Below are 11,754 nucleotides of genomic sequence, written 5' to 3'. Positions count from 1 at the left end.
GCCCCTTCGCGGACAAGTCCGCTCCCACTGGCTGGAACTGGTTTTCAGCCTGCGGGCGTGAGCTTGCTCACGAAGACTGGCTTCCAGCCGCAACCCTTCGACTGAATACACCGGCCCCTTCGCGGACAAGTCCGCTCCCACTGGCTGAAACCGGTTTTCAACCCGTGGGAGTAAGCTTGCTCACGAAGACTGACTTCCAGCCGCACCCCGTCGACTGAACACACCGGCCCCTTCGCGGACAAGTCCGCTCCCACTGGCTGAAACCGGTTTTCAACCCGTTGGAGTGAGCTTGCTCACGAAGACTGACTTCCAGACACAACCCGTCGACTGAACACACCGCCCCCTTCGCGGACAAGTCCGCTCCCACTGGCTGAAACCGGTTTTCAACCCGTGGGAGTGAGCTTGCTCACGAAGACTGACTTCCAGACGTACCCCTTCGACTGAAAACACCAGCACCCTCGCGGACTAATCCACAATCTGTCGTGTCACAAATCGGCCGTCTTTCCCCGAGCCTGATCGAAAAACCCTATCGATGTTAACTTATGTGAAAAATAAAAATACTTCACATTATTTACTCATTGATCCACTATCCGATTCACAGATCAGAACAATAACGTCCACACGCCAGCAGCACAGGCACGGACACTGACTTTGAGGATTACTGCATGAACACTAAGAATGTTGGCGTCATCGGCCTGGGTGCGATGGGTCTGGGCATTGCCCGTTCGTTGCTGCGCAGCGGCTTCAATGTGCATGCGTGCGATGTGCGCACCAGCGTGACCGAGGCGTTCGCTCAGGAAGGCGGTGTTGCATGTGAATCCCCGGCTGCGATGGCCGCTGCCTGTGACGTGATCGTCACGGTCGTGGTCAACGCCGAGCAGACCGAGACCGTACTGTTCGGTGAGAACGGCGCCATCGCCGCGCTGCGCCCTGGCAGTCTGGTGATTGGCTGCGCCACTGTCGCACCGACCTTCGCTGTCGAACTGGGCGAGCGTCTGGCCGCACAGAACCTGTTGTACCTCGACGCCCCGATCTCCGGCGGCGCAGCCAAGGCCGCTTCCGGCCAGATGACCATGATGACCTCAGGCCCGGCCGAGTCCTATGCCAAGGCCGAAGCGATCCTCAACGGCATGGCCGGCAAGGTCTATCGCCTGGGCGATGTCCACGGTCTGGGCTCGAAGGTCAAAATCATCAACCAGTTGCTGGCGGGCGTGCACATTGCCGCAAGCGCCGAAGCCATGGCGCTGGGCCTGCGTGAAGGTGTCGATGCCGACGCGCTGTACGAAGTGATCACCAACAGCGCTGGCAACTCGTGGATGTTCGAAAACCGCGTGCCGCACATCCTCAACGCCGATTACACGCCCCTGTCGGCGGTGGACATTTTCGTCAAGGACCTGGGCCTGGTGCTGGATACCGCCCGCAGCAGCAAATTCCCGCTGCCGCTTTCGGCCACCGCGCACCAGATGTTCATGCAGGCCTCCAGCGCCGGTTTCGGTCGCGAGGATGACTCCGCTGTGATCAAGATTTTCCCGGGCATCGAACTGCCGAAAGCCAAGACCGATAAAGCCTGAGGAGCCTTTGATGAGCCTGACTGACGCTCGCCCGCTGCTGGGCTGCATTGCCGATGACTTCACCGGCGCGACTGACCTGGCCAACATGCTGGTACGCGGCGGTATGCGCACCGTGCAGAGCATCGGTATCCCGAGCGCCGAAATGGCGGCCGGTCTGGATGCCGACGCCATTGTCATCGCCCTCAAATCCCGCACCACGCCTTCAGCCGACGCGGTCGCCGAGTCGCTGGCTGCGCTGGAATGGCTGCGCGAACGCGGCTGTGAACAGATTTTCTTCAAATACTGCTCGACCTTCGACTCCACCGCCGCGGGCAACATCGGCCAGGTCAGCGAAGCACTGCTGGAACAACTGGGCAGCGACTTCACCCTGGCATGCCCGGCGTTCCCGGAAAACGGGCGCACGATTTTCCGTGGCCATCTGTTCGTGCAAGACCAGTTGCTCAGCGAATCGGGCATGCAGAATCACCCGCTGACGCCGATGACCGACGCCAATCTGGTGCGTGTCCTGCAAGCGCAGACCACTCACAAAGTCGGCCTGCTGCGTTACGACAGCGTCGCCAAGGGTGTGGAAAGCGTACGCGGCAAGATTGCCGAACTGCGCGCCGAAGGCGTGAGCATGGCGATTGCCGATGCGTTGTCCGATGCCGATCTGTATGTGCTGGGCGAAGCCTGCGCCGATCTGCCGCTGCTGACGGGCGGCTCTGGCCTGGCGCTGGGCTTGCCGGGCAACTTCCGCAAGGCAGGCAAACTGCGCGATATAGAAGCAGCCAAACACATTGACGTCGGCGGCGGCGAAGTGGTGTTGGCGGGCAGCGCGTCGGTCGCGACCAACGATCAGGTTGCGGCCTGGCTAGAAGGCAATCGCCCTGCCCTGCGCATCAATCCGCTGGACCTGGCTGCGGGCAAACCCGTGGTCGAACAGGCACTGGCGTTCGCCAAAGATGCCGGGCAAACCGTGCTGATCTACGCGACCAGCACGCCGGATGAAGTCAAGGCGGTGCAGAACGAGCTGGGTGTCGAACGTTCCGGCGCAATGGTCGAGGAAGCATTGGGCCAGATCGCCAAGGGTCTGCTCGACGCAGGCGTACGGCGCTTCGTGGTCGCAGGCGGCGAAACGTCAGGCGCTGTGGTTCAGGCACTGGGCGTGCAACTGCTGCAGATCGGCGCACAGATTGATCCGGGGGTTCCGGCCACGTTCAGCAACGGCGCTCAACCGCTGGCGCTGGCGCTCAAGTCCGGCAACTTCGGCGCCCGCGATTTCTTCGCCAAGGCCCTCAAGCAACTGGCGGGGGAAGCCTGATGATCGACGAGAACGCACTGCGTCAGGAAATCTGTGATGTCGGCAGACTGCTCTACGGTCGTGGCTACACGGTCGGCAGCGCGGGCAACATCAGCGCGCGCCTTGATGACGGCTGGCTGATCACGCCGACCGATGCCTGCCTGGGTCGCATGGACCCGGCCGACATTGCCAAGGTCAATCTGGCGGGCGAGTGGGTGTCCGGCAGCAAGCCGTCCAAGACCCTGGCGCTGCACCGCGAAGTCTACGACCGCAACCCGCACGTGGGCGGCGTGGTGCATACCCATTCCACGCACCTGGTGGCGCTGACCCTGGCGGGCGTATGGCGTGAGGACGACATTCTGCCGCCACTGACGCCCTATCAGGTCATGAAAGTCGGGCATATCCCGCTGATCGCTTACGAGCGTCCGGGCTCGCCGAAAGTGGCCGAGCAGGTCGCGCAGCTGGCCAACAGCGTGCGTGGCGTGATGCTTGAGCGCTTGGGTCCGGTGGTCTGGGAAAGCTCGGTGGCCAAGGCGTGCTACGCCCTGGAAGAACTCGAAGAAACGGCCCGTCTGTGGCTGATGACCCACCCAAAACCTGCACCGCTGGAGCCTGAGGCTCTGGAGGAACTGCGGCAGGTGTTCGGCGCCAAGTGGTAACCGAAACGAATTGATCAGGGGGCGTGTCGCGCCTCCAGGCCAACCCCGGCATGGCCGGAAAACAATAACAACAGGAATCGAGAGCATGACTTACCCCACCCCCGCTGTTCGGATTTGCTCGCTGTCACCCTTTGTCGGTCTTGATGGGAGCGCACAGGCATGACGCCACTCATGTTGATGGTCGTGGCCGGTGCGGGCATCGCACTGCTGTTGTTCCTGGTCCTGAAATACAAGTTCCAGCCCTTTGTCGCACTGATGCTGGTCAGCATCATTGTGGCGCTGGTCGCGGGCGTCAAACCTGCCGACCTGGTTGCCACCATTGAAGGCGGCATGGGCAAAACCCTCGGTCACATTGCGATCATCATTGCCCTGGGCGCGATGATCGGGCGCATCATCGAACTCTCCGGTGGCGCCGAAGCGCTGGCCAGGACCCTCATCAACCGCTTCGGCAACAAGCGCACGCCGCTGGCGCTGACAGTGGCGGGCTTCATGGTCGGCATTCCGGTGTTCTTCGAAGTCGGCGTGATCATCCTCATGCCACTGGCCTACGGCGTAGCCCGTGCCGCGCGCAAGCCGCTGATGATCTTCGCCCTGCCGATGTGTGCAGCCTTGCTGGCGGTACACGCTTTTCTGCCGCCGCATCCGGGGGCTGTTGCAGCGGCCAGTCAGTTGGGCGCAGACCTGGGTCGCGTGCTGATGCTGGGCATTCCGATCGTTGCCGTGCTGTGTGTGATCGGCTACTTCGTGGCCGGTCGCATGACGCGCAAGACCTACCCGATGACCGACGATATCCGCGCCGAAGTCTACGGCCCGCATGTCACCAACGAAGACCTGGAAGCCTGGGCGCGCAACGATTATTCGAACGTGCGTGAAGCCACCGAAAGCCGCACCCTGGGTGCCGAGGAAAGCGCCAGCAGCCTGGCGAGCAAACTGCCGCCTGCGCCTGCGCCGGGCTTCGGTCTGATCATCGCGCTGATTCTGCTGCCGATCGTGCTGATCCTTCTGGGCACGCTGGCGACGACCATGCTGCCGGCAACGTCCACGCTGCGTGCCGTCCTGACCGTACTCGGCGCGCCGCTGGTAGCGCTGTTGATCGACACCCTGCTGTGCGCCTGGCTGCTGGGCTCGCGTCGTGGCTGGAGCCGCACGCAAGTGTCCGACGTGATCGGTTCCGCGCTGCCGGGTGTAGCGATGGTGATTCTGATCGCCGGTGCCGGTGGTGTATTCGGCAAGGTGCTGGTCGATACCGGTATCGGCGCGGTTGTCTCCGAAGCACTGCGCAATACCGGCCTGCCGGTGCTGGCGCTGGGCTTCCTGCTGACCCTGCTGCTGCGCGCGGTACAAGGTTCGACCACGGTTGCACTGGTGACCACCGCCGGCATTCTCAGCCCGCTGATCGCAACACTGGACCTGAGCGCCAACCATCTGGCCCTGCTGTGTCTGGCCATGGGCGGTGGCGGTCTGGCCATGTCGCACATCAACGACGCCGGCTACTGGATGTTCACCAAGCTGGCAGGCCTGAACGTCGCCGACGGCTTGCGCACCTGGACCGTACTGGTCACGCTGCTGGGCACACTGGGCTTCGTGATTACCCTGCTGCTTTGGCCATTCGTCTGACCCTTTGAAGACTGGAGTTAACATGCCTCGTTTTGCCGCCAACCTCAGCATGCTGTACCCGCAGCATGATTTCCTTGAGCGCTTCGCCGCAGCCGCAGCCGATGGTTTCGGCGCGGTCGAGTACCTGTTTCCCTACGCCTGGACCGCACAGGAGCTCAAGCAGCGCCTGGACGACAACGGCCTGGTGCAGGCGCTGTTCAATGCGCCACCGGGTGACTGGGATGCGTGCGAACGAGGCATCGCTACCCTGCCGGGTCGTGAAGCTGAATTTCGCAGCGGTATCGAGCGTGCGCTGGAATACGCGCAAGTGCTGGGCAATGATCGAATCCACGTAATGGCAGGCCTGCTGCCCAGCGAAGACCTGCGTGAGCGTCATCAGGCGGTCTATCTGGAAAACCTGGCGTTCGCGGCCGAACAGGCCAAGGGCGCTGGCGTCACGATCCTGATCGAACCGATCAATACCCGTGACATGCCGGGCTTTTTCCTCAATCGCCAGGATCAGGCGCAGGCCATCTGCAAGCAGGTGGGTGCCGATAACCTCAAGGTGCAGTTCGATTGCTATCACTGCCAGATCGTCGAAGGCGACCTGACCAGCAAGCTGCGTCGTGACTTTGCAGGGATCGGCCACATCCAGATCGCTGGCGTGCCGGATCGCAACGAACCGGACCTGGGCGAACTGAACTACGCGCACCTGTTCAACGTCATCGACGAGCTGGGTTACACAGGCTGGATCGGCTGCGAGTACCGCCCGAAAGGCGACACGAGCGAAGGGCTGGCGTGGCTGCGGCAGTTGCAGGGGAAGTGATCTGAAAGGTAAGGCGGCGCTTTCTCAAGCTCATTGAAACGCCGCCTGCTATGCAAAAACCTGTCACTTACGAAGAAGCGTGATTTTCAGGTGCACCCCCTCGGCTGAATGTACCGGCATCTTCGCGGACAAGCGGAGCGCCGCCCGGTCCGCTCCCACTGGTTGAAGCCGGTTTTCAATTTTGCACGCGCACTTCTGCCAGTTGAGGCGGGTCACTCGGGCGCGTCAAACTGATCCTTGATGTAGCGAATTTCTGTACGGCCATGCGGCGCGGGCTGGCCGTCTTCGCCCAGGTTGACGAACACCATCTTTTCAACGGTCAGGATGCTCTTGCGGGTGATCTTGTTGCGGACCTGGCACATCAGTGTGATCGAGGTACGACCAAACTCGGTGGCGGTGATGCCCAGCTCGATGATGTCGCCCTGCCGCGAAGCGCTGACGAAGTTGATCTCGGAAATGTACTTGGTGACCACACGCTGATTGCCCAGCTGGACAATGGCGTAGATGGCCGCTTCTTCATCAATCCAGCGCAACAGGCTGCCGCCGAACAGGGTGCCGTTGGGGTTCAGGTCTTCAGGCTTGACCCACTTGCGGGTGTGGAAATTCATGTTCACTCCTGAGCGTATTCGATAAGAGATCAGCATGATGGCAGAGCGGGACGCCCACGCCCATGCCTGGACCCATTGTGACGGTGTATCGTCACGATTGACGCACCACGACCGGCACAAACAATCAGGCGCTGTAAGCTGCTGAGGGCCAAGAACATTCCGGCAACTGCCGATCCAGACACTCGCAAACCGACAGAAAACCTTGGGAAGAATCGCCAGCGCGGCTATACTGCCAACCGTTTCAAGCGGCCATCCACGCTGATGCCGTTCCCGCCACCTGTCCGAGGGGCGCTGCAGCAGGTTTTCCCTGTCAGGCTCGGATGGGGCGTTGTTTGACCGATTGTTCCTCAGTCGGCAAGCCTTAAACGCACAACGGCGCCCATTCGCATATTTATGGAATGGAGACTCTCTATGAGTGCTGTAATCACGCCCGCAGAATTCAACGATTTCAAGGTTGCCGATATTTCCCTGGCTGCCTGGGGCCGTCGCGAAACCATCATCGCTGAATCCGAAATGCCTGCCCTGATGGGTCTGCGCCGCAAGTATGCCGGTGAGCAGCCTTTGAAAGGCGCGAAAATCCTCGGCTGCATCCACATGACCATTCAGACTGCCGTACTGATCGAAACCCTGGTTGCCCTGGGTGCCGAAGTGCGCTGGTCGTCCTGCAACATTTTCTCCACTCAGGATCAGGCCGCTGCTGCCATCGCTGCTGCCGGTATCGCGGTATTCGCCTGGAAAGGCGAGACCGAAGAAGAGTACGAGTGGTGCATCGAGCAGACCATCCTCAAGGACGGTCAGCCATGGGACGCCAACATGATCCTCGACGACGGCGGCGACCTGACCGAGATCATCCACAAGAAATACCCGGCGATGCTGGACAAGATCCATGGCGTCACCGAAGAAACCACCACGGGCGTTCACCGTCTGCTGGACATGCTGGCCAAGGGCGAGCTGAAAATCCCGGCCATCAACGTCAATGACTCGGTGACCAAGAGCAAGAACGACAACAAGTACGGCTGCCGTCACAGCCTGAACGACGCCATCAAGCGCGGCACCGACCACTTGCTGTCCGGCAAGCAGGCGCTGGTGATCGGCTACGGTGACGTGGGCAAGGGTTCGGCCCAGTCCCTGCGTCAGGAAGGCATGATCGTCAAAGTGACCGAAGTCGACCCGATCTGCGCGATGCAGGCATGCATGGACGGTTTCGAACTGGTTTCCCCGTTCATCGACGGCGAAAACGACGGCACCGAAGCGAGCATCGACAAGGCGCTGCTGGGCAAGATCGACCTGATCGTCACCACCACTGGTAACGTCAACGTCTGCGACGCCAACATGCTCAAAGCCCTGAAGAAGCGCGCTGTGGTCTGCAACATCGGTCACTTCGACAACGAAATCGACACCGCTTTCATGCGCAAGAACTGGGCATGGGAAGAAGTGAAGCCTCAGGTTCACAAGATCCACCGTACTGGCGCAGGCGCATTCGACGCCCAGAACGATGACTACCTGATCCTGCTGGCCGAAGGCCGTCTGGTCAACCTGGGCAACGCCACTGGCCACCCGAGCCGCATCATGGATGGCTCGTTTGCCAACCAGGTTCTGGCGCAGATCTTCCTGTTCGAGCAGAAGTACGCCAACCTGTCGCCAGCCCAGAAAGCCGAGCGCCTGACCGTTGAAGTACTGCCGAAGAAACTCGACGAAGAAGTGGCCCTGGAAATGGTCCGCGGTTTCGGCGGTGTCGTGACCAAACTGACCAAGACCCAGGCCGACTACATCGGCGTGACCGTCGAAGGTCCGTTCAAGCCACACGCTTACCGTTACTGATTGATCCCTGTGAGTGTGCGCAGCGTTTCTGACGCTGCGCACGCTCGCAGCAATCAATGACCTGTAGGAGCGGACTTGTCCGCGAAGGCATTTGATCTATCACACGTCTTTCGTTGACAGGCAGATGTCTTCGCGGACAAGTCCGCTCCCACTCTGCGACCTCCCGTTCGCTTCAAGATGAGATCGGCCTCCATGAGCCAAGAACGTCGCTACAGCTTCGAGTTCTTCCCGACCAAGACCGACGCTGGACATGAAAAGCTGCTGAACGTTGCTCGTCAGCTGGCAAGCTACAACCCGGATTTTTTCTCCTGCACCTACGGTGCCGGTGGTTCGACCCGCGACCGCACGCTCAATACCGTGCTGCAGCTGGAAAACGAAGTCAAAGTACCCGCCGCACCGCACCTGTCGTGTGTGGGTGACAGCAAGGCCGACCTGCGTGGTCTGCTGAGCCAGTACAAGGACGCTGGCATCAAGCGCATTGTTGCGCTGCGAGGCGACCTGCCTTCGGGCATGGGCATGGCCAGCGGTGAGCTGCGTCACGCTAATGATCTGGTCGGTTTCATTCGTGAAGAGACCGGCAGCCACTTCCACATCGAAGTCGCCGCTTACCCGGAAATGCACCCTCAGGCGCGCAACTTCGAAGACGACATCAAGCACTTCGTCAACAAGGCCAATGCCGGTGCCGACAGTGCGATCACCCAGTACTTTTTCAACGCTGACAGCTACTTCTACTTTGTCGAGCGCGTGCAGAAGCTGGGCGTGAACATTCCAATCGTGCCGGGCATCATGCCGATCACCAACTACAGCAAGCTGGCGCGCTTCTCCGATGCCTGTGGTGCGGAAATTCCGCGCTGGATCCGCAAGCAGCTGGAAGCGTACGGCGACGACGTGCAAAGCATTCAGGCATTCGGTGAAGACGTCATCACCGAAATGTGCGAACGCCTGCTGCAAGGCGGCGCACCTGGCCTGCACTTCTACACCCTGAATCAGGCGGATCCGAGCCTGGCAGTCTGGAACAACCTCAAACTGCCACGCTGACAGCCGCTGCAATACCGCGATTTCCCTGGCAATTTCCGGGAGATCGCGGCGCAATACACCGTTGGGCAGCAGGAACGCGGCGTATTGCGTTCGCTCTGTTATACTCCAGCCTTCCCGCCAGGCTTACGCCCGGACGCTCGGTCTTGCAAACGCCTCCTCGCTCACGCCAACAGCACGTTTTTCATCCAGTGCAGGCGTCAGGAGAAGGCTGAAGACCCCGCAGGACCGGACGGGATCGCGTTGTCTTTACACGCCATTCACGCCAGGCAAGACATCCCTTGAGCTTAAGCTCCAACAGAACAGGATTACTCATGTCCTTTGCTTCCCTCGGTCTCTCCGAGGCTTTAGTCCGCGCCATCGAGGCAGCGGGCTACACCCAGCCTACTCCGGTGCAACAGCGGGCCATTCCCGCCGTGTTGCAAGGTCGCGACCTGATGGTTGCGGCACAGACAGGTACTGGTAAAACCGGCGGTTTCGCCCTCCCTATTCTGGAGCGGCTGTTTCCCAATGGTGTTCCGGACAAATCCCAACGTCACGGCCCACGCCAACCCCGCGTGCTGGTCCTGACCCCGACCCGCGAACTGGCCGCACAGGTGCATGAGAGCTTCAAGATCTATGCCCGCGACCTGAAGTTCGTCAGCGCCTGCATCTTCGGCGGCGTCGGCATGAACCCGCAGGTTCAGGCCATGTCCCGTGGTGTGGACGTGCTGGTAGCCTGCCCAGGCCGCCTGCTCGACCTGGCTGGCCAAGGCAGCGTCGACCTGTCCCACGTTGAAATTCTGGTGCTCGATGAAGCAGACCGGATGCTCGACATGGGCTTCGTCCACGACGTGAAGAAGGTCCTGGCCCGCTTGCCTGCCAAGCGCCAGAACCTGTTGTTCTCGGCTACCTTTTCCAACGACATCACGGCGTTGGCTGGCAAGCTGCTGCACAACCCCGAGCGCATCGAAGTCACGCCGCCGAACACCACGGTCGAGCGTATCGAGCAGCGGGTGTTCCGCCTGGCAGCCAACCACAAGCGTTCACTGCTGGCGCACCTGATCACCGTCGGTGCCTGGGAACAAGTGCTGGTGTTCACCCGTACCAAGCACGGCGCCAACCGCCTGGCCGAGTACCTGGACAAGCATGGCCTTGCTGCCGTTGCGATTCACGGCAACAAGAGCCAGAACGCACGCACCAAGGCCCTGGCCGATTTCAAGGCTGGCGATGTCCGCATCATGGTCGCCACCGATATCGCCGCACGCGGCCTGGATATCGATCAGTTGCCGCACGTGGTCAACTTCGAGCTGCCGAACGTCGATGAAGACTACGTTCACCGCATCGGTCGTACGGGCCGCGCAGGCCGTTCGGGCGAGGCGATCTCGCTGGTCGCACCGGACGAAGAGAAGCTGCTCAAAAGCATCGAGCGCATGACCAGGCAGAAGATCCCGGACGGCGATCTGATGGGCTTCGACATCACTGCAGTCGAGGCTGAAAAGCCTGAAGTACGTGAGCGTCCTGACGTTCGCAACACACGTGGTGCACGTCCGGCCCGTGGTGATGGCGACAAGAACAACGGCGGTCGTCGCGACAAGGGAAAGGATAAGGGCAAGGAAAAACCGGCTGCCGCTGCAGCCAGTGGCGAACGCCCTGCCCGTCAACCACGCGAAAAAAAACCTCGTGAAGGCACGCCTCGCGGCGAACAGCGCGCTTCACAAGCCGCCGCACCGCGCCCGCAATCGGACCGTGCGCCTGATGAGTTCCTGGATGACGAAGTGGATAACTTCGGCAACCGCGCCGACTACGTCAGTCCTTACCAGGGCAAAGGCCAGAATCGTGGCCGTCGCCCGGCAGCAGCGCCTGGCGCGGCAGCTCCGGCAGCCGGCGGTGCTGCACGTCCTGCCAATCCGGGTCGCACTGGTGGCGGCGCTCGTACGGGTTCCGGCACCGGCGCACCGAAGCGTAATGGCGCAGGCGCAGGCGCGGGTTCCGCACCCCGCTCACGCGATGGTCAGGCTCCGCGCAACCGTCGTCCGTCAGCGCCTCGTGACGACCGTGCACCTCGCGAACCGCAGGAGCCGGTCGTGCGCAGCCAGCGCGATGGTCAGCCACAGCCGAAGATCGTGCACAAAGAGTCAAAGATCGACCGCTTCCCATCGGCCGAGCAGCTGGATCAGTTGCCCGCCCGCCCACGCGGTGAAAAACCGGCCCTGCTGACCCGCAATCGCGACAGCTGATCGCCGAGCAGCAAACAAAACGCCCCGGCTTGCCGGGGCGTTTTTGTATGTGCCGGTTGCCCGCTCGCCGACCGTGCCCGTCACTGCGCGGTTATCGTTATACACACGTCTTGCTGCAACCAACGGACTGTGGGAGGCGG

General features: G+C 61.3%; 9 protein-coding genes and 1 riboswitch. Of the genes, 8 read left to right on the top strand and 1 reads right to left on the bottom strand.

Translation table 11 applies throughout. The features are described 5' to 3' along the window. Positions 1-665 precede the first annotated feature (665 nt). The 5 genes from ltnD to otnI all read left to right on the top strand — a co-directional run bounded on the left by ltnD (position 666) and on the right by otnI (position 5,931). Positions 666-1,571, top strand: coding sequence for an L-threonate dehydrogenase (gene ltnD, locus H8S56_RS24320; RefSeq protein WP_024685313.1), 906 nt, complete (start codon positions 666-668; stop codon positions 1,569-1,571). 10 nt (positions 1,572-1,581) lie between these two features. After that, the gene (gene otnK, locus H8S56_RS24315; protein ID WP_187520000.1) at positions 1,582-2,871 is read left to right on the top strand and encodes a 3-oxo-tetronate kinase; all 1,290 of its coding nucleotides are present in this window, start codon (positions 1,582-1,584) and stop codon (positions 2,869-2,871) included. After that, positions 2,871-3,509, top strand: coding sequence for a 3-oxo-tetronate 4-phosphate decarboxylase (gene otnC, locus H8S56_RS24310; RefSeq protein ID WP_073167291.1), 639 nt, complete (start codon positions 2,871-2,873; stop codon positions 3,507-3,509). The genes otnK and otnC overlap by 1 nt, the downstream gene beginning before the upstream one ends. A gap of 159 nt (positions 3,510-3,668) precedes the next feature. Continuing rightward, positions 3,669-5,126, top strand: a complete 1,458-nt coding sequence (locus H8S56_RS24305; RefSeq protein WP_024685316.1) for a GntT/GntP/DsdX family permease — start codon at positions 3,669-3,671, stop codon at positions 5,124-5,126. 22 nt (positions 5,127-5,148) lie between these two features. Beyond that, the gene (otnI, locus tag H8S56_RS24300; RefSeq protein ID WP_187519999.1) at positions 5,149-5,931 is read left to right on the top strand and encodes a 2-oxo-tetronate isomerase; all 783 of its coding nucleotides are present in this window, start codon (positions 5,149-5,151) and stop codon (positions 5,929-5,931) included. 212 nt (positions 5,932-6,143) lie between these two features. Here the strand turns inward: otnI and H8S56_RS24295 are convergent, their stop codons facing one another. Beyond that, positions 6,144-6,539, bottom strand: coding sequence for an acyl-CoA thioesterase (locus H8S56_RS24295; protein WP_004880288.1), 396 nt, complete (start codon positions 6,537-6,539; stop codon positions 6,144-6,146). A 277-nt stretch (positions 6,540-6,816) separates the two neighbouring features. Continuing rightward, positions 6,817-6,927, top strand: a riboswitch (S-adenosyl-L-homocysteine riboswitch). A 23-nt stretch (positions 6,928-6,950) separates the two neighbouring features. Here H8S56_RS24295 and ahcY point away from each other — a divergent pair. The 3 genes from ahcY to H8S56_RS24280 all read left to right on the top strand — a co-directional run bounded on the left by ahcY (position 6,951) and on the right by H8S56_RS24280 (position 11,614). Then, positions 6,951-8,360 (top strand): adenosylhomocysteinase, encoded by a 1,410-nt coding sequence (ahcY, locus tag H8S56_RS24290; protein ID WP_024685318.1) that lies wholly within the window; start codon positions 6,951-6,953, stop codon positions 8,358-8,360. Between the two features lie 177 nt (positions 8,361-8,537). Beyond that, positions 8,538-9,398, top strand: coding sequence for a methylenetetrahydrofolate reductase [NAD(P)H] (gene metF, locus H8S56_RS24285; RefSeq protein ID WP_268744498.1), 861 nt, complete (start codon positions 8,538-8,540; stop codon positions 9,396-9,398). A 311-nt stretch (positions 9,399-9,709) separates the two neighbouring features. Beyond that, a complete protein-coding gene (locus H8S56_RS24280; RefSeq protein ID WP_024685320.1) occupies positions 9,710-11,614 on the top strand; it encodes a DEAD/DEAH box helicase in 1,905 nt (634 codons plus the stop codon). Positions 11,615-11,754 lie beyond the last annotated feature (140 nt).

Origin of the sequence: Pseudomonas triticifolii (assembly GCF_014358015.1) — a bacterium.
Taxonomy (GTDB): domain Bacteria; phylum Pseudomonadota; class Gammaproteobacteria; order Pseudomonadales; family Pseudomonadaceae; genus Aquipseudomonas; species Aquipseudomonas triticifolii.
This window is presented reverse-complemented; position numbering and strand designations above follow the sequence as displayed.

Bases quoted from the DNA above. Each gene is read 5' to 3' on its own strand.
- ltnD (WP_024685313.1), top strand. From the start codon at position 666: ATGAACACTAAGAATGTTGGCGTCATCGGCCTGGGTGCGATGGGTCTG.
- otnK (WP_187520000.1), top strand. From the start codon at position 1,582: ATGAGCCTGACTGACGCTCGCCCGCTGCTGGGCTGCATTGCCGATGAC.
- otnC (WP_073167291.1), top strand. From the start codon at position 2,871: ATGATCGACGAGAACGCACTGCGTCAGGAAATCTGTGATGTCGGCAGA.
- H8S56_RS24305 (WP_024685316.1), top strand. From the start codon at position 3,669: ATGACGCCACTCATGTTGATGGTCGTGGCCGGTGCGGGCATCGCACTG.
- otnI (WP_187519999.1), top strand. From the start codon at position 5,149: ATGCCTCGTTTTGCCGCCAACCTCAGCATGCTGTACCCGCAGCATGAT.
- H8S56_RS24295 (WP_004880288.1), bottom strand. From the start codon at position 6,539: ATGAATTTCCACACCCGCAAGTGGGTCAAGCCTGAAGACCTGAACCCC.
- ahcY (WP_024685318.1), top strand. From the start codon at position 6,951: ATGAGTGCTGTAATCACGCCCGCAGAATTCAACGATTTCAAGGTTGCC.
- metF (WP_268744498.1), top strand. From the start codon at position 8,538: ATGAGATCGGCCTCCATGAGCCAAGAACGTCGCTACAGCTTCGAGTTC.
- H8S56_RS24280 (WP_024685320.1), top strand. From the start codon at position 9,710: ATGTCCTTTGCTTCCCTCGGTCTCTCCGAGGCTTTAGTCCGCGCCATC.